Origin of the sequence: Piscibacillus sp. B03 (genome assembly GCF_052246295.1) — a bacterium.
Taxonomy (GTDB): Bacteria; Bacillota; Bacilli; order Bacillales; family Alkalibacillaceae; genus Piscibacillus.
In genome coordinates this window covers 37,428-57,937 of record NZ_JBQQCO010000002.1, presented here as the reverse complement: position 1 = coordinate 57,937, position 20,510 = coordinate 37,428, and the positions used below count along the sequence as shown (strand labels likewise).

At 35.1% G+C, this 20,510-nt stretch carries 20 protein-coding genes and 1 pseudogene; 5 read left to right on the top strand and 16 right to left on the bottom strand.

The features are described from left to right. Nucleotides 1–13: 13 nt before the first annotated feature. From splB to ACTWQB_RS01900, 3 genes and pseudogenes are all read right to left on the bottom strand, one after another. Nucleotides 14–1,041 (bottom strand): annotated as a pseudogene (gene splB / locus ACTWQB_RS01910) (spore photoproduct lyase). Then, entirely contained in the window at nt 1,034–1,300 is a 267-nt protein-coding gene (locus tag ACTWQB_RS01905) for a transcriptional regulator SplA domain-containing protein (protein ID WP_443137672.1), read from the bottom strand. The pseudogene splB and the gene ACTWQB_RS01905 overlap by 8 nt, the downstream one beginning before the upstream one ends. A gap of 53 nt (nt 1,301–1,353) precedes the next feature. Beyond that, on the bottom strand, nt 1,354–1,431 hold the full coding sequence (locus ACTWQB_RS01900) for a four-helix bundle copper-binding protein (protein WP_443137671.1): 78 nt from the start codon (nt 1,429–1,431) through the stop codon (nt 1,354–1,356). A 409-nt stretch (nt 1,432–1,840) separates the two neighbouring features. On the opposite strand from ACTWQB_RS01900, the gene ACTWQB_RS01895 reads away from it, so the two are divergent. The 3 genes from ACTWQB_RS01895 to ACTWQB_RS01885 all read left to right on the top strand — a co-directional run bounded on the left by ACTWQB_RS01895 (nt 1,841) and on the right by ACTWQB_RS01885 (nt 4,228). After that, the gene (locus ACTWQB_RS01895; protein ID WP_175615770.1) at nt 1,841–3,343 is read left to right on the top strand and encodes a multicopper oxidase family protein; all 1,503 of its coding nucleotides are present in this window, start codon (nt 1,841–1,843) and stop codon (nt 3,341–3,343) included. A gap of 17 nt (nt 3,344–3,360) precedes the next feature. Then, entirely contained in the window at nt 3,361–3,609 is a 249-nt protein-coding gene (locus tag ACTWQB_RS01890) for an SHOCT domain-containing protein (RefSeq protein WP_217703283.1), read from the top strand. A gap of 100 nt (nt 3,610–3,709) precedes the next feature. Further along, nucleotides 3,710–4,228 (top strand): hypothetical protein, encoded by a 519-nt coding sequence (locus ACTWQB_RS01885; protein ID WP_443137495.1) that lies wholly within the window; start codon nt 3,710–3,712, stop codon nt 4,226–4,228. 57 nt (nt 4,229–4,285) lie between these two features. Here ACTWQB_RS01885 and ACTWQB_RS01880 read toward each other — a convergent pair whose 3' ends face one another. The 4 genes from ACTWQB_RS01880 to ACTWQB_RS01865 form a co-directional block, all read right to left on the bottom strand. Further along, nucleotides 4,286–4,897 (bottom strand): YdhK family protein, encoded by a 612-nt coding sequence (locus ACTWQB_RS01880; protein ID WP_175615772.1) that lies wholly within the window; start codon nt 4,895–4,897, stop codon nt 4,286–4,288. Between the two features lie 258 nt (nt 4,898–5,155). Then, nucleotides 5,156–5,824: a response regulator transcription factor gene (locus ACTWQB_RS01875; protein ID WP_443137494.1), complete on the bottom strand. Its 669-nt coding sequence runs from the start codon at nt 5,822–5,824 to the stop codon at nt 5,156–5,158. Then, nucleotides 5,817–7,205: an ATP-binding protein gene (locus ACTWQB_RS01870; protein WP_175615774.1), complete on the bottom strand. Its 1,389-nt coding sequence runs from the start codon at nt 7,203–7,205 to the stop codon at nt 5,817–5,819. Before ACTWQB_RS01870 ends, ACTWQB_RS01875 begins: the two co-directional genes overlap by 8 nt. 2 nt (nt 7,206–7,207) lie before the next feature. After that, nucleotides 7,208–8,188 carry a F510_1955 family glycosylhydrolase gene (locus ACTWQB_RS01865; RefSeq protein ID WP_175615775.1) on the bottom strand — a complete coding sequence of 327 codons (981 nt, stop codon included), beginning with the start codon at nt 8,186–8,188 and terminating at the stop codon, nt 7,208–7,210. Nucleotides 8,189–8,400: 212 nt separating this feature from the next. Between ACTWQB_RS01865 and ACTWQB_RS01860 the strand changes: the two genes are divergently transcribed. Beyond that, on the top strand, nt 8,401–9,726 hold the full coding sequence (locus ACTWQB_RS01860; RefSeq protein WP_443137493.1) for an APC family permease: 1,326 nt from the start codon (nt 8,401–8,403) through the stop codon (nt 9,724–9,726). Between the two features lie 61 nt (nt 9,727–9,787). On the opposite strand, the gene ACTWQB_RS01855 is transcribed toward ACTWQB_RS01860, so the two are convergent. The 7 genes from ACTWQB_RS01855 to ACTWQB_RS01825 all read right to left on the bottom strand — a co-directional run bounded on the left by ACTWQB_RS01855 (nt 9,788) and on the right by ACTWQB_RS01825 (nt 17,192). Next, on the bottom strand, nt 9,788–10,393 hold the full coding sequence (locus tag ACTWQB_RS01855) for a class I SAM-dependent methyltransferase (protein WP_443137492.1): 606 nt from the start codon (nt 10,391–10,393) through the stop codon (nt 9,788–9,790). 95 nt (nt 10,394–10,488) lie between these two features. Continuing rightward, entirely contained in the window at nt 10,489–12,219 is a 1,731-nt protein-coding gene (pabB, locus tag ACTWQB_RS01850) for an aminodeoxychorismate synthase component I (protein ID WP_443137491.1), read from the bottom strand. Next, nucleotides 12,212–12,799: an anthranilate synthase component II gene (locus ACTWQB_RS01845; protein ID WP_443137490.1), complete on the bottom strand. Its 588-nt coding sequence runs from the start codon at nt 12,797–12,799 to the stop codon at nt 12,212–12,214. The genes pabB and ACTWQB_RS01845 overlap by 8 nt, the downstream gene beginning before the upstream one ends. Before the next feature lie 275 nt (nt 12,800–13,074). Beyond that, nucleotides 13,075–14,022: a malate dehydrogenase gene (gene mdh / locus ACTWQB_RS01840; RefSeq protein ID WP_443137489.1), complete on the bottom strand. Its 948-nt coding sequence runs from the start codon at nt 14,020–14,022 to the stop codon at nt 13,075–13,077. Nucleotides 14,023–14,047: 25 nt separating this feature from the next. Next, nucleotides 14,048–15,319: an NADP-dependent isocitrate dehydrogenase gene (gene icd, locus ACTWQB_RS01835; RefSeq protein WP_443137488.1), complete on the bottom strand. Its 1,272-nt coding sequence runs from the start codon at nt 15,317–15,319 to the stop codon at nt 14,048–14,050. Nucleotides 15,320–15,395: 76 nt separating this feature from the next. Next, nucleotides 15,396–16,511, bottom strand: coding sequence for a citrate synthase (citZ, locus tag ACTWQB_RS01830; RefSeq protein WP_443137487.1), 1,116 nt, complete (start codon nt 16,509–16,511; stop codon nt 15,396–15,398). A gap of 207 nt (nt 16,512–16,718) precedes the next feature. Beyond that, a complete protein-coding gene (locus tag ACTWQB_RS01825; protein WP_443137486.1) occupies nt 16,719–17,192 on the bottom strand; it encodes a DUF441 domain-containing protein in 474 nt (157 codons plus the stop codon). Nucleotides 17,193–17,252: 60 nt separating this feature from the next. On the opposite strand from ACTWQB_RS01825, the gene ytvI reads away from it, so the two are divergent. Then, nucleotides 17,253–18,332 (top strand): sporulation integral membrane protein YtvI, encoded by a 1,080-nt coding sequence (gene ytvI, locus ACTWQB_RS01820; RefSeq protein WP_443137485.1) that lies wholly within the window; start codon nt 17,253–17,255, stop codon nt 18,330–18,332. Here the strand turns inward: ytvI and ACTWQB_RS01815 are convergent. Both ACTWQB_RS01815 and pyk read right to left on the bottom strand, forming a co-directional pair. After that, entirely contained in the window at nt 18,329–18,724 is a 396-nt protein-coding gene (locus ACTWQB_RS01815; protein ID WP_443137484.1) for an FxsA family protein, read from the bottom strand. The two genes, ytvI and ACTWQB_RS01815, sit on opposite strands and share 4 nt — an antisense overlap. A gap of 15 nt (nt 18,725–18,739) precedes the next feature. Beyond that, nucleotides 18,740–20,500 (bottom strand): pyruvate kinase, encoded by a 1,761-nt coding sequence (gene pyk, locus ACTWQB_RS01810; RefSeq protein ID WP_443137483.1) that lies wholly within the window; start codon nt 20,498–20,500, stop codon nt 18,740–18,742. Nucleotides 20,501–20,510 lie beyond the last annotated feature (10 nt).

Sequence of the window (20,510 nt, the reverse complement as noted above, 5' to 3'; positions counted from 1 at the left end):
CCCAACCACCTTATTACGTAAAATATTCAAACTTAGCTTCAGGAAAATAATCATCTAAATATTTTCCTAGCGTGTTTTTCATATCCTCTTGTTCTTCATCAGTGTAAACGTATTTCCAAATCCCATATTTACCCCATTTAGGTTTACGCTTTTCTTCATCTAACTCTAACTTAGTCATGGGATAGTTTTTCTCAATTGTTTTCTTTGCTGGCTTTGTAAAACGATGCTGAATGAATTCAAAAGTTAGATCTTGTCGAGCGTAATGTGGAAGTAAAGCTTCAAGCTTTTCAAACATTTCTTTATAGCCTTTCTTCCAGCCTTCGTGCAAATATATAGGTGCAACTATAAACCCTAAAGGATATCCTGCTTCGGCTACTTTCCTAGCAGCTTCTAATCGATCATCTAATTTCGATGTCCCTGGCTCGAAGTACTTAATCACATAGTCCGCGTTAATGCTAAAGCGAAAACGCGTTTTACCGTATGTTTAGCATCTAGTAAATGATCCACATGAGAAAACTTCGTTACAAAACGCAATTGTCCAAGGTCCGATTCCCCAAAGTATTCTATGGTTCTTTTTAATGTGTGGGTCAAATGGTCAATCCCCACAATATCAGATGTACACGAAGCCTCAAAGCGTGTAATTTCAGGTGCCCGCTCTTGCATATATTTCTCAACCTGTTCTAACACCTCTTCAACATTCACGTAAGTTCGTATATATGGCTTACTGCCCATCGTTGTTTGCAAGTAGCAATAATGACAATGCCTCATACAACCTGTTGCAAGTGGAATAGCATATTCAGCTGAAGGCTTGGATGTATCAAACTTTAATGTTTTTCTTAAACCAACGACTAATGTTGATTTAGCAACTCGGTATTGTTGAAAATGATTGTCTCCAGGTAGATTCCGAATATGATTATGTGATGTTGTTTCTCTAATTTCAATCCCCATATGCTCAAATTTATTAACTAACTCTTTGCCCAAGGTGTAATCTAACGCTTTAGGTTCTACATATACCAATTCCGGTAAAAATGGCTTAACCATAGAAGTTCTCCCCATCCACTTGTCCAAAATAAAAATCATATGCTTCATTTGCTTCTTCTTGTGATTTAAATACTGCAATTTGGTCGTCTAAAGGATAATACGTATCATATAAAAATAATGCCAACTGACCAGGCTCATTAGGATGCTGAGCAACTGCCGCTTCTTGAACCTGAGCAACACTTTGAGTATGTGGATTACGATACATCACATACACAACATCTCCTGGATTATAGTTTTCTGATATGTTCATAAAAAACACCTCCAAAACAAAATGGTACAAGCTAATCATTAGCTTGTACCATTAGTGAAGATTTATCCTGCCATACTACGGCACTGTTGCGCACAATCACGACAGATTTGTGCACATTCTTTACAATGAGTATCTTGCATCTTTTCACACTCAATTGCACATTGGTCACAAACTTGAGCACATACTCCACATAGGCTAGGGGATAAACTACTATTTCTCGCCATATATTGGGCGGCTTGACCACAAATTTCAGCACAATCATTTAATAGTTGCAAACAATTAGTGCGTGCTTGTACATCTGGTTCTTGCAAACAAGCTGTAAAACATTCCTCACAAGCTCGAAGACATTTTAGACATGCTTCAATACATGAATCCATATTGGTTGGTGTTGTAGATAGTACTCCCATAAAACCACTCCTTTCATTTTATTCATTTCTTAGATTAACCAATAAATATAAATTCATAATGCTTATTTAAAAGATAATTAACGAATAATGCACAGTTTCTGCAAATGTTTAGGGTAAAAAGATACTAGTGGAGGGTTACTAAATGAAAAGAAAAATTATAGGATCAATATTAATATTAGTTTTACTATTAATAGGATTTGGCACTTATTATTACTCTTTTATATTTGAAAAAGGAAAACCAGACATTATTAACGGAGAGGTTAGTATCGTAGATATGTATGAAAAATCTGATGAAAGTAAAAACGTCACCGAATACAATCTCAAAGCTCAAAAAGTAAAATGGTCTTTAGATCAAAACAAGGAAGTGAATGCTTGGACATACAACGGGACGGTTCCTGGTGAACCATTACGTGTTACAGAAGGGGATATTTTAAAAGTTAATTTGAGTAATGAACTTGATGTTCCCGTAACGATTCATTGGCATGGAGCCATTCTCCCCAACATTATGGATGGGGTACCAGACTTAACACAGGAAGCTGTACAACCAGGGGAAACGTTCACCTATGAATTTGAAGCAAAACACCCGGGCACTTATTGGTACCATTCCCATGAGCATAGTGCTTATCAAGTTGATAAAGGGCTTTATGGTTCGTTAGTCATAGAGGAAAGTAATTCCGAATATTCATATGAAAATGAAGAAGTATTGATTTTTGATGAGTGGTCAACAGATGGAGAGCGTGAAAGCATTACAAATATGCCAGATATGATGATGAGTAGTATGTCAGGAGATGGCGAAGCTGATACTAAACAAATGTATGACACTTATACTGTCAACGGAAAAACTGGTAATAGCATTGAACCAATTGTTATTAAAGAGGGGGAAAAATCACTATTTCGAATTATAAATGCAGGTTATCAAGTACACAAGTTAAGTTTTCCTGAAAATTCTGTAAAAGTTTTAGCCTATGATGCTGCCAATACAATAGAACAGAATGGACAATCAAATAATATCGAAATTGCACCCGGTGAACGTGTTGATTTAGAAGTTACCAATAACCATACTGAACCTTGGCTTATCTCTGATATAACAGAAACGGAAGAAGGAGCCACAAATGTCAACATTCCAGTAATCAATAATGAAGATGTCGATTATTCAAAAGCCAAGCCAAAAATCTCTACTGATGGTTCGAATGTTGATGGAGCTTCTGTAGGGAGTAAACAACTTATTTTTGATGATATTCCTTCAAATCCAGATGTTAGCTATGAAATGGACTTAAGCATGGGAATGAATATGGGTGAAGGTATGGTATTTCAAATAAATAATGAAATTTTCCCAAACACTCCACCTATACAAGTTGAAGAGGGAGATTTAGTTAAAGTAACTATTAAAAATAATGGCCGACTAAACCATCCTATGCATTTACATGGTCACCGCTTTCAAGTTGTCTCGAAAAATGGAGAAACATTACAGAAACCTATGGTAAAAGATTTACTTAATGTAAAACCTGGTGAGAGTTTTGAAATTTATTTTAAGGCAGATAACAAAGGAGAATGGTTATTCCATTGTCACGACAATAATCACGCTGATCGAGGTATGATGACCATTGTTGATTATAAAGGAGTATTTTCACCTTTCACTAAATAAATAAGGAGGAAACTTTCATGATGAATTGGGGTAACAACATGGGGGGAATGGCCGGCGGATTTTTCGGTAATTTTATATTTACCTTTATCATGATTTTGATTATTATACTAATCATTGCTGTCATTGTCTGGATGTTTAAGCCTAATAATAAGCAATCAAATAACAAGGATAACCATAATAAGTCATTAGAAATCTTAAATGAACGATTGGCTAAAGGTGAGATTACAGAAGAGGAATATGATCGATTAAAAAATAAATTAAATTAAAACATAGTGGAAATCCCAATTAAAACTTGGGATTTCTTTTTTTAACGTTCAATTGTGATTAGGCATATGTTGTATTAAATTAAATAAAGAGGTGTCAACTATGTCAACTTTACCATCAATCGATCTTGGTTTAATGGCTGAACATTTAGCTGCACATGAAGGAGTAATTAACAAATTACAGTATTACTATCATATATCTTCTACCCCTAGATTAAAAAGTATTTTATCACTTCAGACTGAAGTCATGTTAAATCACGTCAAAGTCATGATGGCTTTTATTAACCCTCATAATAATGAATCAATTAATGTATCACCTATCCCAGATTACTCAGATATATCACTAAATATGGAAGTTCAAGAGGCGCCCTATCATGATAAGTGGATTACATTAGAAGCACATAATACGGCGAAATGTATGGCAAACGAGAATTTTACATCATCACTTATGATGAAAAATCAAAATGTTAAAAAGGCTCATGAAGATATGGCTTTACAACAAGCACATATTCAAGACTTATATAATGAGCTCATTTCAAATATGAACTGGTCATATGTACCAAGGTCATCTTTAAACGCCCAAACACAAACTTATCAATTTTACCAACAAGTATACAGTTAATATACAATATAAGCACCTTTATCATATTTCTAGATAAAGGTGCCTTTTTATTAAAAATTATTCTTCAGGTGATGATAATTCTTCTTCCGTCACCCATTTGTGATTGGTGACTTCTTCTCCAGTAGAAGTCAATGTGAAATCAACCATATAGACGGTAGTTTCAATAGCTGAATCAATTTCTGCTTTTGCCCCGTCCATTCCTTCCATATGCTCCGCATTTAGAGTAACCTCATCACCAGGTTCTAAGGAATCATCTCCAACTCCTTCTAATTCTTCGTGAATTACCCACTTATGATTTGATACTTCCTCATCTCCATTTGAAGGTGTATAAGACACTGTATAAACGGTTGTCTTATACGCACCACTTATTGTTGCTTCTGCTCCGTTCATACCTTCCATGTGATCTGCTTCAATAATCGCTTGGCTACCAACTTCAAAGGTCGGGTTTTCATCCTCTTCTAATCCTTCAGGAACTTCACCAGAACTTGACATGTTCATTCCTGAATGCTCCCCACCTTCAGATTCTTCGTGCGAACCTTCTTCATCTTCAACCTCTTCAGTATTTGATTCAGAAGAGTCATGTTCTTCTTCTTTATCATCCACTGCATTACTACATGCTGATAGAAAGATTGCAGCAAGTAATAGAAACATAAGAACTAACTTTTTCATGTTGTTCCCTCCCTTTAATTTACAATCGTATCGTACCCCAACATTTTGCAAAAATTGTGCAGATTTTTTATTTTATATGTGACAACTTAATAATAAGAATAGCGCAAGCGTCCATTTATCCACTTTGTGGTTGAACGCATTGCGCTAGACATAACTAAGTTTTTAGATAAAATTGTTTGTGAGTTTAAAGTTTTTACATCATCCCTCAAAAAATGACGCAGTAGTATCATACTACTGCGCCACGTGAACCCATTAAAATCAATTCATCCATTTATATCCTATGCCCCATACAGTTTTTAAATGGTCATCGATTGGATACCCGGACTCCCTAATCTTATCTCTAATGTTTCTAATATGTGAGTCGATTGTTCTCCCTTCTACATCCGTTGCGTAGCCCCAAATAAGGTCGATAAACTTTTCCCTTTCATACACTATACCGGGATTATTAATCAGATAACCTATCATTTTAAACTCTTTAGGAGTCAACTTAATAATTCGATTATTATAAACTAATTGAAAAGAATCTTTGTTCCAAACCAATCCATTAATCTTAACTATATTTTGAGGAAGTGTTCTTCTCAATAAAGCTTCCATTCGAGCAATTAATTCATTTTCATCAAATGGTTTAGTTATATAATCATCAGCACCCATTTTAAGACCTTTCACGACATCTTCTTGATTATCTCTTGCTGTGAGCATAATAATTGGAACCTCTGAAAATTCTCTTATCATCTTACATAATTCAAATCCATTAATATCAGGCATCATAATATCTAAAATAACAATATCAATTTTATTTCGCTTAATAATAGTTAAGGCTTCCTGTGCATGACTAGCTGTCATACATGAGTATGAGTGAGGCTGTAAATATAATTCTATTAAATCTCTCATGCGTTTTTCATCATCTACTACCAGAACATTACTCATCATTCTCACCCTTTGGTAAATGTATAATGACTGATGTACCCACACTTAATTCACTTTCAATTTGGATAGAACCACCGTGAGATTCAATAATCTCTTTTGAAATGGTTAAGCCAATCCCAGAACCCCCACTTGTACGTGATCTCGACTTCTCTACACGATAAAGACGGTTAAATATATAGGGTAATTCCTCTTTAGGAATTCCTTCCCCTTCATCCGTAACCTGTATTGTTATATTTGTTTCTGAGTGTGATACGTTCAAACAAATTGTTTTGTTGCTAGTAGTATGTTTTTTAGCATTGTCTAGTAAATTAATGAGTACCTGTTGAATTCGTGAAGAATCTATATAAGCGTATAATTCATTTGGACAACTACTTACTATCTTGATTTCCTTATCATCTAAGACTGGTTTAATTCGTTCAATCACTGAATGAATCAAATGATTAACTAATGTCCATTCTTTATTAATATCAAATTTGTTTTGATCAAGTTTTGCCAGGTCAAATAAATTCTTAATAAGAATTAATAGTTGTTCTGCTTCTTCTTTAATAATATAGCTAAACTTTTTCTTTTCTTCATCACTAAGATTAGGACGATTAATAATATCAGCATAACCTTTAATGTAAGTTAATGGTGTTCTAAGTTCATGTGAAATATTAGACAGAAATTCACTACGTTCTGTTTTTAATTGATCTAAATCCTTAGAAATTCGAGTAATAGTTTTAGCTAACACACCTAGCTCATCTTTTCGCTTAGTATTTAGATCTAATTTTTTATTTTCACTATAAATTTGTTCTGTAGCTTCTTTCATTCTAATAAGTGGAGCAGTTATTAATTTCGATAAAATATATATAGTGATCACAGTTAATATAAGAGTTACTAAACCTATAATTTGAAACTGTCGTCCTAATTGGTGTAGCATCCCTTTCACTTTACCAGTTTCTGCAAACATTAGCACATGGCCTTCTATGTTATTGTCCAACATGATTAAACTGTCTGAAGCAATATACTTTTTATCCTTCCACTCATCTTCTATAATTGCTCCATCAGAATCAATTGGTTGTTCTATAGCCTGCTGAATGACCTGACTAATTTCATCTTCAATTGGATTAGAATTAACTAATACTTGTCCTTCAGTGTCTGTAATGACTACAACAAAATCTGATGCTGATTCCATAATCCCCACATGTTCCATTGTTGCTGGCGTATAATGGTCCTCTAAAACATCACGATGTGTATTACCTCTAGCTAATAAATTATCCATAACCTCTTCAACTTGATTATTAGCTAGGTTATTATACAAGACTAGAAACAACAGTAATTCAATCAAGACAATGAATACAAAAAATAACATACCAACTTTAAAGGATAGTTTATACATCATAGCTATTTAATTTGTCCACCTTCTGAAATTAACTCCCAATCTTCTGTATCATTTTCAGTAATATAAAGATTTTCATTTACGTAAGTGTAAATGACTAACTCCTTATTGTTTTGTGGATTTTGTGCAATATAAATAGGTGCATCTTCACCTAAATCAGGAAGGTTTTTCTCTTCTTGTTTTTGACTATTAAGGTCATAAGCTATAAAAGATGCACTATCTTGGTAGGTGGTGTAGTAAAAAGTCTCTTCATCAAAAAACACACCCACGCCTTGCGCTTGATCAGTTAATAGAGTAAAAGTGTCTCCACCATCATCTGATAAATAAACGCCACCAACTGATGCGATTGCCATGAAATCAGAATTTGATGGGTGTAATGCGATGTCTAAAAGTTCTCCTTCCACATTTGATGCATTAACGGATTCCCATGACTCACCGTTATCTTGACTTAAGAAAAAACCTTGGTCAAGTTTAGAATATTGTTCAGGATTAAATAACAATATATCATGGCTTGTATAACCAACTGCTAAGTAATGAAAATCTCTTTCTCCCACAAATCCCAAACTTTCTAATGTTTTGCCCCCATCTAAACTTCTCTGTAGTCCAATTGGGTTAGGAAGGTCAGATTGAGCACCTGGATGACCCGATGTATAGAATCCCTGATTGACAACATTAAAGCCCATATAATCATTTATGTTTTGAGTCGTCTCAAACCATTTGCCATTCTCATACCATCTTAAACCAGCATGAGTACCTAGTAACAAACGGCTCCCGTCTGAAGTAAAGCCCATACCATGTACATGTGTTAATTGTTGATCTTGCATTTCCTTAGAGATTGATGTTAAATCTTCGTTCAAATTTTTTTCTTGTGATGATTCATTTTCATTAGCACTACTATTAGATGGTTCAGAATCTATTTGGTCTTCATTAGAGCATGCTATTAATACTGACAATAATATAATGCTTAAAATTATTAAACGCTTCATCCTGTATACCTCCATTATTAATCTCAATAAATTGTAACTATTAATTGTCAACTTTTTATGCAGAAAATATATTTATTCCGTGAAGATAGCTAAATAACTAAGGTTAGTTTAACTTAATTCGTAGTTTTATGCATATTAAAACGATGTTTGCACATTTTCTGCACATTAAAGGGTAAAACTTAGTGTAAGAAATATAAAGTGGAGGTGGGATTTTGGAAAGCCAACAACGTTATAAGAAAAATAGCATTACACTATTAGGTGCTATTGGACTAGGAACTGGCGTTATGATTAGTGCAGGAATTTTTGCCTTACTAGGACAAGTGGCTGAATTAGGTGGAAAATGGTTTCCCTTAATTTTCATATTAGGAGGGATAGTAACCGGTTTTAGTGCCTATTCCTACACAAAGTTAAGCAATGCATACCCCTCAGCTGGTGGAATTGGAATGTATCTCGTTAAAGAATACGGTAAAACAACGATTACCGCGTTTGCTGCATTATTAATGGCCTTTTCTATGGTAATTAACCAAAGCCTAGTAGCCAGAACCTTTGGAACTTATACGTTACAACTTTTTGATATTGGAGAAAATAGTTTTTGGGTTCCAGTTCTTGGTGTTGGCTTATTGATCTTTGCATTTCTTGTAAACATATCAGGAAATACATTTATTCAATCTTTTACTTCATTCGTTTCATTACTTAAAATAATTGGTCTTCTCATTTTTGCAGGTGCTGGTTTAGTAGTCGTAAACTTCTCACTAAGTCCTGCAGAAAGTAGTGGACAGGCACCAGAAACATCAATTGCTGGTTTCATTGCTGCAATTGCACTTACTATTCTATCTTTCAAAGGCTTTACTACGATTACAAATCAAGGTGAAGAAATAAAAGAACCTAAGAAAAACATTGCAAGAGCGATTATGTTTTCAATACTAATAAGTCTCTTTGTATATATACTTTTAGCTTGGTCAGTTTCAAGTAATTTAGCTTTAAATCAAATCATTGAAAAGAAAAATTATGCGTTAGCAGCTGCAGCAGAGCCTGCATTAGGAAACTTAGGTGTTTGGTTTACTGTTATTATCGCAATTATTGCTACAATTTCTGGCATAATCGCAAGTGTATTTGCGGTATCAAGAATGTTAGCTATGTTAACAGACATGAAACTTATTCCTCATAGTCATTTCGGAATGCCTGGGCATATTCAAAGACACACATTAGTGTACACGATTGTAGTTGCTATGGCACTAACTGTACTATTTGACTTAAGTCGCATTGCATCAATGGGGGCTATTCTCTATTTAGTCATGGACATGATTATTCATTGGGGACTACTAGTTAAACTTAAAGACAAAATCGATTATAATCGATTTATTGTTAGCCTGGCGTTCATTTTAGATGGGCTTGTACTGACAGCTTTCTTATGGGTTAAGCTCCAGTCTGATCTCCTAATTGTCATTGTTTCTATTATCATCATGATTTTAACTTACTTTGGGGAAAAGTGGTTTTTACAGAATAACCAAACAGACTCTGTGGATCATAGTCATTAAAGTTATGGAATAATGGCCACATGTATTTATTCTTTTTACATGTGGCCATAACTATTAAATTTTATTTATTTGGTGACAATACTAATTTCCTCATCACTGATGTCATTAAAAATTCCTGTTCATCTACTTCTAAGTTGGCTTGATATAAATTGGAGAGTGTTTTGCGATTGATATTAACACCTATTAGATTAACACTAACTGGATTAAAGAAGTCTAATACCTTTCCAATAATTTCATTTTCACTCCGCATATGTTCTAGCATAACAATTTTTCCATTAGGTTTAATGACACGCCTTAACTCTTTAAAACCTTTTACTGGATTAGGAACTGAACAAAACACGCAAGTCGATACAATATAATCAAAACTGTTATCTTCAAACTCTAAATTCTCAACATCCATTTCAAAAAGCTCAATATTTGCAGCCGCGCTATCTAAATTCTCGCGTGCTCGTTCTAACATTTTAGGACTGAAGTCAATGCCTTTAACAGTAGCTTCTTGAGGATAATATTTAAAATTAGTTCCAAGACCAACGCCAACTTCTAATATATCTCCATGGACACCTTTTAGTAACTCTTTCCGCCAGTCTTCTTTTACAAAGTGGTCCATTACTTCAAACTTGCTTGATATTCGATCGAAACGTTTTTTAATTTGTTCTGTATCTGACATGTTTCCTGTCACTCCTTTTTGGTCCTATACTTAATAAGTTACACATTTTTCTACCGTATAAACAAAATAGATAAGCCTAAATCATTTAGACTTATCTATGTTATAACTTCATTAACACGAATCCAACCTCTAACACTATTAATAAACCATATTTCGTCCACATATTTTAACTCATCTTTGGGTAGCGATCGTTCAGCGACTTGATTATCTGTTATCAATCTCTCTCTAAACGTACCAGCTAGTAACCCATCCGATACAGGTGGTGTAAATAGTTGACCATTTAATTTATAAACTACATTACCCTTTGTAAACTCTGTTATATTCCCACTCTCATTCCACAAAAGGACATCAAATACGTTATCTTCTTGGAAAATTTCATACATTTCTCGATGAGTTGTCTTATGGTAATAAAACATATTATCCTTGTCAATCGGTTTCTTAGCAAGCGCAACATCAACCGAATAGGGTGGTTCATCATAAGGTAATACTTGATAGCTAAATACTCCAGAACGATTTAGTAATAATCTTACAACATAACTTGTCCCTGTATGCTCTATCAATAACCTTCGGATGATCTCATCTAATTTTGTCTGTTCAAAAGGGATCTTAAAAAATTCAGCAGATCGTTTTAATCTATTCAGATGTTCATCAAGGTAATCGATTTTTCCATTGGATAACTTCATTGTTTCCAACAGTTCAAAATCCTTTCCCTGTTGTTTTAAAATATTAGACTTCGCAACCGTTTCTTCATATTCACCTTCAGGGGTTGAATCCCAAGTGATTCCACCACCAACTCCATATACTGCGTTTTGTTTACGTCGATCGACTAGCACAGTTCTAATCGGAACATTAAATACAGCACCCCGTTCAGGTGTCACCATCCCTATTGCACCACAATAAACTTCTCTTGGAGATGTTTCCAATTGTTTAATCAATTTCATTGTACTAATTTTAGGCGCACCAGTAATAGAACCACAAGGAAATATAGCTTCAAAAATTGAAGTTAAACTAACATCATCCCGTGTTTTAGCTGTTACAGTTGACGTCATTTGGTAAACTGTTGGATAAGCTTCAAGATCAAATAGTTTAGGGACTTTAACCGTTCCTTTTTTTGCAATTCTTGATAAATCATTTCGAAGTAAATCCACAATCATCACATTTTCAGCTTGATCTTTTTCTGAGTGAGTAAGTTGGTCTTTCAGTTTTTTATCCTCTTCACTAGAATTCCCTCTCTTAATCGTCCCTTTCATAGGCTTTGTTTCAATCGTATAGCCATCCCAAGCGAAGAACAATTCTGGTGATACTGATATAATTTCAAAATCATTAAATTGCAAATGGCAAGTATAATTAGCTAACTGACTTTGTCTCAGTTGCTCGTACAATTGACGCGTATTTAATTGCTCATATTGAGCGATCAATCGAATCGTGTAATTAACTTGATAACTAATTCCTTTTTGAATCGCATCATGAATATGAACAATCGACTTAAAATAATCTTTAGGGGTCGTATCACTGACCCAATTCATTTTCTGTAAATCACCAGTTGGAACTTCATATAACTTAAGATAATCTTTATAAATTCCAAAATATAAATAAGGAAGCCTTACCTCTTCATGTGTTTCCATTTTCGGATTAAATGCTTGAGCTGCTTCATAGCTTAAGTAACCAACAGCATAATACCCTTCCTTAGTGTAATGCTCTATTCGGTCTAATGCTGGTTTAACTTCATCCAAACGATTAGCTACAACATAATCTACTGGTTTATCAAATATATATGGATGATCACCTAGCAAGTCGTGATTAAAATGTATGATTTGTTTAGTCACGTATTCCACTCCCGATATATGTATTTAGGAAGTTGCGGAGTATATCTTTCCCTGCTGAAGTTAGAATTGCCTCTGGGTGGTATTGTACACCTTCTATGTCATATTCTTTATGTTTAACGGACATGATCTCACCGTTGTCGGTTTTACCTGTAACAATTAAATGGCTTGGAATTTCATCTGAATCTGCAATTAACGAATGATAACGTGTCACTTTAACTGGAGAACTCACCCCTTTATAAATAGTTTCTCCATCGTGGTGAACATAATCTGTTAAACCGTGCATAGGTCGATTTGCCTCAACTACTTTACCCCCGAAAAATTCAACGAGAATTTGAAACCCTAGACACACCCCTAAAATAGGAATCCTACCTTTAAGTGTATCAAGAACTACTTTAGAAACAACCTGGTCTTTAGGATGACCAGGCCCAGGTGATAATATCACATAGTCAGGATCAAAATGCTCTAAATATCTAATAGAAACATCCGTGTGACTAATCGTAATTACTTCTTCACCTATGTCCTCTAACATATGGACTAGATTATATGTAAATGAATCATCGTGATCAATCATTAAAATCATTGCTACCATCCTTACCTGTAATTAAGTTCATACATAACAATGGTGACTAACTTTTCGCTGCATAGTTGGTACATACATCACCAGTTATGAAACATTTCTATCCACTTATGAGACATTCATAACCGAAATACGGAATCGAATATTGTCGAAAATGGGTATTCGTTTTAATTTATGAGACATTGAAGCCGATTTATAGGACATTATAGATAAAATAAGAGACATTAGTACAAAAAAGCTCGAGGAAAGAGATCTTCCCTCGAGCTTATTATACTTTATTATTCGTTTTCAGCTAATACTTTCATTACATTTTTAACCGAATCTGCTGATTTATCTAGTTGAGCTTTTTCTTCTTCGGTTAGGTCAAGCTCAATGACTTCTTCAAGTCCGTTTCCACCTAGAATTGTTGGAACACCTAGGTACATGTCATTGTAGCCATATTCACCCTCTAAATAAGCAATTGCAGGTAGAATACGACGTTGGTCCTTAAGAATTGCTTCGACCATCTCCGTAATGGATGCAGCTGGAGCATAATATGCTGAACCATTACCTAATAGTCCAACAATTTCACCGCCACCTTTACGTGTTCTTTCCACAATTTGGTCTAATCGTTCTTTAGAGATTAGCTTCTCTAGTGGAATGCCTCCAGCAAAAGAGTAGCGAAGCATAGGAACCATGTCATCTCCGTGGCCGCCAAGAACGAAACCAGTAATATCTTTTACTGAAACGTTTAATTCTTGTGCCACAAATGTTCTGAAGCGTGCTGTATCTAAAACACCTGATTGACCAATGACGCGATTCTTAGGTAATCCAGCTTCTTGGAATACAGAATATGTCATTGCATCTACTGGATTCGTTAAAACGATAATAAAACAATCAGGAGAATACTTAACGATTTCCTTCGTTACAGATTTCATGATTTTTGAATTCGTTGCAACTAAGTCATCACGACTCATTCCAGGTTTTCTAGCGATTCCTGCTGTGATGACAACTACGTCGGATTCTTTTGTATCCTCATAGTTTGATGTACCAACAACATTTGAATCAAAACCTTGCACAGGACTTGCTTCTAACATATCTAACGCTTTACCTTTAGTCGGGTCTTCCATATCTGGAATATCCACTAACACAACATCAGCTAACTCTTTTTGAGCAACCATTAATGCTGTTGTTGCACCAGTAAAACCAGCACCAATGACAGAAACTTTTCTTCGTTTGATTGTCATGAGCTATTTCCTCCTAAAAATGTAATTAGTCCATGTTTTTAATTAGCTCGTCACCGAATTCAGAACATTTAACTTCAGTAGCACCATCCATTAGACGTGCAAAGTCATAAGTTACAACTTTACTTGCAATTGTTTTGTCCATTGCTTTGTGAATTAGTTCACTAGCTTCTCTCCAACCTAAGTGGTCTAACATTAACGTACCAGATAGGATTACTGAAGATGGGTTAACCTTATCTAAGCCAGCATATTTAGGTGCTGTACCGTGAGTTGCTTCAAAAATAGCATGACCAGTTTCGTAGTTAATATTCGCACCTGGTGCGATTCCAATTCCACCAACTTGTGCAGCTAGTGCATCAGAAATGTAGTCACCGTTTAAGTTCATAGTCGCAACCACATCGAACTCTTTAGGGCGAGTTAGAATTTGTTGTAAGAAGATATCCGCAATCGCATCTTTTACGATAATGCGTCCTGCATCCTCAGCTTCTTTTTGTGCTTGGTCTGCAGCTTCACGACCTTTTTCTTCAACGATTTGATCGTATTCTTTCCAAGTGAACACTTTATCGCCGTATTCACGTTCTGCAAGATCATAACCCCAAGCTTTAAATGAACCTTCTGTGAATTTCATAATATTACCTTTGTGTACTAATGTTACACTCTTCTTACCTTCAGTAAGAGCATACTCAATAGCAGAACGTACTAAACGCTCAGTTCCTTCTTTTGATACTGGCTTAATGCCGATACCTGAAGTTTCAGGGAAACGGATTTTGTTAACACCCATTTCGTTCTGAATGAAGTCAATGACCTTTTTAACTTCATCTGTACCTTCTTGCCACTCAATACCTGCATAAATATCCTCTGTGTTTTCACGGAAAATTTGCATGTCTACATCTTCAGGTCGCTTAACTGGAGATGGTACACCTGAGAAGTGCTTAACTGGACGTAAGCAAGTGAATAAGTCAAGTTCTTGACGTAATGCTACGTTTAAAGAACGAATTCCGCCACCAATTGGTGTAGTTAAAGGTCCTTTAATAGCAATCTTGTATTCACGGATAGTATCTAAAGTTTCTTTAGGTAACCATTCACCTGTGTTATCTTTAGCTTTTTGACCAGCAAGAACTTCTTTCCACTCGATGCTCTTTTCACCGTTATAAGCTTTCTCAACTGCTGCTTCTAGTACGCGTGATGCTGCTGCCCAGATATCTGGACCAGTACCGTCACCTTCAATATAAGGAATAATTGCGTTGTTTGGTACATTCATTTTGCCATTTTCAACTGTAATTCTTTCACCTTGTGTCAATGTCATTACCTCCTAGTTCTTTTTACACTATATTATTTAATAACATCACAAAAGCCGGCTCAACCGGCTTTTGGTTTTATCGCTTCTCAATTGGAGTATATTCTTGTTTGTTAGGTCCAACATATTCTGCACGTGGACGGATTAGGCGGTTGTTATCGTATTGCTCTAAGATATGCGCTAACCAACCTGATACACGGCTCACAGCAAAGATTGGTGTGAATAGATCATGATCAATTCCTAAGCTGTGGTATACAGACGCTGAATAGAAGTCAACGTTTGCTGGTAGACCTTTATTTTCTTTGATGTAGTCTTCAATCTTAACAGACATATTGTACCACTTAGTTTCACCAGTAATGCCTGTTAATTGCTTAGACATTTCTCTTAAGTGTTTCGCACGAGGGTCACCATTTTGGTATACACGGTGTCCCATACCCATAATTTTTTCTTTATTAGCTAACTTTTCTTCGATGTATTCAATAGCTTTTTCTTCTTCACCGATTTCAGATAGCATACTCATTACACGCTCATTAGCACCACCGTGTAAAGGTCCTTTTAAAGCACCAATTGCAGCCGTAACACCTGAATATATGTCAGATAGAGTAGCTACACATACACGTGCTGTAAATGTTGATGCGTTTAACTCATGGTCAGCGTGAAGTACTAATGCTTTATTAAATGCTTCTTCTTCAATGCTTTCAGGATCTTTACCTTTTAACATGTATAAGAAGTTAGCAGCAAAACCTAAATCAGATTTAGGAGCTACTGGGTCTTCTCCTTTACGGATACGAGCAAATGCCGTAACAATTGTAGGAATTTTAGCTTGTAAGCGAAGTGCTTTACGACGGTTTGCATCTTGTTCCATCACATCAGCCTCTTCATCATAAAGGCCAAGCATAGATACAGCTGTTCTTAAAGCAGCCATTGGATGAACCGTTTTTAAATCGTATGATTTCAGGTGGTCAATCACTTCTTGAGGAATGGTCATGTTGTCAGCAAGTTCTTGTTTAAAAGAATCAAGTTCACTTTGTGTAGGTAATTTTTGATTCCATAGTAAGTAAATAATTTCTTCAAAGCTTGAGTTCTCAGCTAAATCATCGATATCATAACCAACGTAAGTCAATTTGTCGTCGATGATTGAACTAATTGAGGATTCAGTTGCGACGATTCCTTCAAGACCTTTCGGGTTTGACATAGTATCTCTCTCCTTTTCCACAATTTAATCATAGAGCAACAAGTGTATGTATACACTTCAATCTATTATTCCTCTAGCATAATTGTCCCATAGACCATTATAAACAAAATTCTAAGGAATGTGAAATCTTTCTACTTAAGAAAATAATATTATCTTTAATGTCTGCATAGCTATTAAATATATTCCCCTGAGAAAATTCAATTAAACTTAAGAGAATATTTTAATAATCGAGTCAACAGCTTGCATTGTAATGTAGGCAATACCAGCTCCGATTAGCGGTCCTACAGCAACACCTTGGAAAAATACAACGGCTAAGATGGTCCCAATGACTAATGCAGCAGTAAGGTGTGGTTCATTAGCTAAAAGATGTAATCCATCTTTAGCAATATAAGCAACAAACATTCCTGCTATAAGCGCAATCCATGCGTAGTAGGACTTAACGCTTTGGACAAGTTCTTGAAAGCCAATATCACCTGTTGCTATTGGAACTAATACTGCAACCGTAATAACGACGACTCCTAAGAATAGTCCTTTTGATTCTAAAAATGGAAACACTTTATCATCTAACTTTAATAGTTTGATCCCGAGTAAAATGTATACTGCAATAAGAATAGCTTGGTTTTTAGCGATAAAACCGAGTAATAACAAAATGAGTAAAAACAAAGTGGATGATGATAACACTCATAACCCTTCTTTCTAAGTTAATCAACCGAAAGGAATAGAATGATGACTATAAATTATATGAACTTGTTTAAGTTAATGTTTTGGATATGTATCGTTGGGTTAATCATTTATTTAATTTTTCATCATTTATTTCCTTTTGCATTAAGTTTAATCATTGCCATTATGATTAACCCACTTGTTCAAATGTTGCAGGACAAGCTCAACCTGAACAGGAAACTAGCAGTTATTAGTGTCCTAGTGCTCATGTTATTTAGCTTCGTCACCTTCATTACATTTAGCCTAATCGAGCTTGTCCATTTATTTCAATACTTAGCTCATATCATGCCTCACAGTATTGAAGAAACATTTAAAGCTGTTCAATTATGGAGTGAACGATTGATTGATCGTTCCTATGAATTAATTGCATCTTATATAAACTCTATCCAACCGCAATCTCAAACGATGTTAAAAGACCTCATGAACGATATGATGAACAGTATTAAAGATTATAGTCAGCACTTACTAATTAATTTTTTTCAAAATACCATTAATAGCATAACCAAGATTCTGAAAGCTAGCTACATTGTATTATTCATTTTAATTGGAACATTTTTCATAAGTTCTGACGGGCCAAAATGGTTATCCGACCTAAACATAAGTCTCCCAAATAAAATGACCGACTACATTCAAACAATTAAAGATAGTTTCGTATCCTTAATTAAAAGGTATGCGTTAGCACAATTAATAATTGTCTTAATAACTGGCGTCATCGTATACTTTGGATTGTTATTTTTCGATGTTAATCATGCACTAGCTATAGCTTCTGTTGCTGTTTTTTTAGATTTAATACCTTTTATCGGAATTAGTGGATTATTTACTCCTTGGATATTGTATTTGTTTTTCACAAATCATTACACGTTAACTATTCAACTAAGCATATTATTTATATTCCTTATTATAATAAGGAATATATTAGAGCCTAAATTAGTAGGTTCATCCATCGGAGTTCATCCACTACTTCTCATTATAATTCTATTTGTATTCATGAAATTATTTGGCTTTATTGGTTTTCTACTTGGGCCCATTGCTGCAGTCAGCATCAAAGCATTAGCTCAATCCGGAGCTTTTAGAGCTTTGAAAAACTATATTGTGGATTAATATTGTCTGAATACTTTAATAGATCCTTTACGAAACATCTCAGATAAAATCTTCTTAATATATACCTTAGCTGGCCTTCTAGTTTGCGGAATGAGTAATAAAAACCCGATAAGGTCTGTCACAAATCCAGGTGTAAACAATAAAACAGATCCAACTAAAATTGCAATACCATCTAAAATTTCATTAGTAGGTGCTTGTCCTCTAGATAGCTCAAACCTTGCTCTATTTAATATATCTATTCCTTGTTGCTTGGCTAGTAGAGCACCTACTAATCCAGTTAGAATAATCCCAAATAGAACGAACCAAACATTAAATACATTTCCTAACCAAACGAATATGGCAATCTCAACAGCTGATATGACAATTATTAAAAAGAATAAAATACGAAACATTTTCATTTCCCCTTTTTAAATCACCGTTGTGCGGCCTTGATAAATACTACCGTTTGAAGGGTCTATCGTGATTTCCTCTCCGTGTTTAATCTTCTCAAGAGCTTGGTCAACGCCAACGACAACAGGGATTCCTAGGTTTAAAGCGACAACTGCTGCGTGACTCGTTAAACCACCTTCTTCAGTAATAATTCCAGCAGCTTTCTCAACAACAGGCATCATTTCACGATCAGTTGCAGATGTAACAAGTATATCTCCTTCTTTAAATTCTTTCTCTAGCAGCGCTGTGTCATTGCTTACAAATGCTTTACCAATTGCTCCTTGTTGACCGATTCCTTGACCTTTTGCTACCACATTACCAACAACGTGTACTTTGATTAAGTTCGTTGTACCACTTTCACCAACAGGAACACCTGCTGTTATAACAACTCGGTCACCATGGTTAAACAGTTTAGTTTCTAGGCCTTTATCAATAGCATGTTGTAACATTTCATCTGTTGATTGTACGCGCTCACCTTGGATTGCGTGGACACCCCATACTAAGCTCAATTGTCGACTAACATAAGCGTGTGATGTTACAGCTACAATTGGCGCTTTTGGGCGATATTTTGAAACCATTCGTGCAGTATTTCCGCTTTCAGTTGGCGTAATAATTGCTTTAACAGATAAGTCTTCAGATAAACTAGCAGCTGAATGACTGATCGCATCTGTAATATTAAAGTCGACTTCAAGATCACGGTCGTTTGTTACTGCTTTATTTTCTAGGGTTTTCTCTGTGTAAACTGCAATATTATGCATTGTTTTAACCGCGTCAACAGGGTAATCACCTGCAGCAGTTTCTCCACTTAACATAATGGCATCAGTACCATCATAGATTGCGTTTGCTACATCACTAGCCTCAGCACGCGTTGGTCGTGGGTTACGTTGCATTGAATCAAGCATTTGAGTGGCTGTAATGACTGGCTTACCTGCTTGATTACACTTTTTAATCATTGTTTTCTGTATGAATGGAACTTCCTCTGCTGGTATTTCTACACCTAGGTCACCACGTGCAACCATAATTCCATCGCTGATGTTAATAATTTGATCTAAATTATCAACGCCTTCTCGATTCTCGATTTTTGGAATAATCTTAATGTGATCAGCATTATTTTTCTCTAAAAGTTCTCTAATTTCAAGCACATCAGAAGGTCTTCTTACAAATGATGCTGCTATAAAGTCAACATCTTGTTCAATACCAAATAGAATATCATTGGCATCTTTGTCTGTGATTCCAGGTAAGTTTACTCTTACATTTGGAACATTTACGCCTTTACGGTCTTTAATCATTCCCGTATTAAGTACCTTTGTAACAATCTCTTGTTCATTTTGATTGATGTCAGTTACTTCTAAAGCAATTAAGCCATCATCTAATAATATTTGTTTTCCAACTTCAATATCATCAATAAGACCTTTATAAGTAATCGTAAAACGTTCTTTGTTACCTTTAATTTCATCCATCGTTAATGTCACTGTAGAACCTTTTACTAACTCAACCTCATCTTCTTCAAATAAACCAGTACGAATTTCTGGCCCTTTTGTATCTAAAAGAATAGCTATAGATTGATCCATTTCGTTAGCTGCTTGTCTAATATTTGCAATACGTTGCTTTTGTTCCTCATGATCACCATGAGAGAAGTTTAATCGTGCTACATTCATACCAGCTTCAATGAGTTTTTTTAATGTTTCAACAGACTCTGAAGCCGGTCCTATTGTACATACAATCTTAGTGTTTTTCATTAATATCCTC